General features: G+C 43.4%; 1 protein-coding gene. It reads left to right on the top strand.

The window, feature by feature from the left end:
- Positions 1–437: 437 nt before the first annotated feature.
- Positions 438–722 (top strand): enoyl-CoA hydratase/isomerase family protein, encoded by a 285-nt coding sequence (locus tag JWG88_RS21270; protein WP_205235830.1) that lies wholly within the window; start codon positions 438–440, stop codon positions 720–722.
- The last annotated feature ends 31 nt before the right edge of the window (positions 723–753 follow it).

The following is a 753-nucleotide window of genomic DNA, read 5'->3' as shown; positions in this document are numbered from 1 at the left end:
TGGGAAAAAGAACTCCTGACGAGGCCTACAGCATCATGATGCCAACAGTTGAAAAGGCAGCTTAAAAAAAAGCAGAGCTTCCACTTTAAAAACAGCAAATGCTGTTCAAACAAACTAAGCCACCTCTATGGGATTCAACGCCCTTATACGAGGACGAAAAATAAACTCTGCCAAATAAATATTTAATTCAGGGAGAGGTAAATCCTTTCAATGCTGTTTTTGATGCTGAAAAGTGCAACCTAATGTCTCAAAATCGTCATTCTCGGAAGGCTTTTCCTGAAAAGACAGACAGTTAATTTGGTCCGACAAGAAATCAAGCGACGCAGACACGAACCAAAGCGACAACGTATTTTTTAAACAAACATGGAAGGACAGATGATGGCAGAATCGGTATTAGAATTTCAGGAGTTAAAACCGCATCGGGAGACCGGATCGGTGTGGCAACTCTCAGTGCGGAAAAAAATCTCAATGCCATCAATCTTGACATGATCGACGGACTATACAGGCAACTGCAGGATTGGCGTCACAATGAACACATTGCCTGTGTCTGGCTGCAGGGGCTGGTGACAAGGCGTTTTGTGCTGGCGGAGATATCATCCACCTTTATCAGTCCATGTGTAATAACCCGCAGGGTACAAATGACTATGCAGAAAAGTTTTTTTTCTCATGAATATCGCCTAGATTATCTGATCCATAATTATCCAAAGCCGATAATATGCTGAGGCCACGGAATTACCATGGGGGGGGCTGGGG

Origin of the sequence: Desulfopila inferna, assembly GCF_016919005.1 — a bacterium.
GTDB classification, from domain to species: domain Bacteria; phylum Desulfobacterota; class Desulfobulbia; order Desulfobulbales; family Desulfocapsaceae; genus Desulfopila_A; species Desulfopila_A inferna.
The sequence above is the reverse complement of the archived record's forward strand: the minus strand, read 5'-3'. Positions and strand labels throughout refer to the sequence as shown.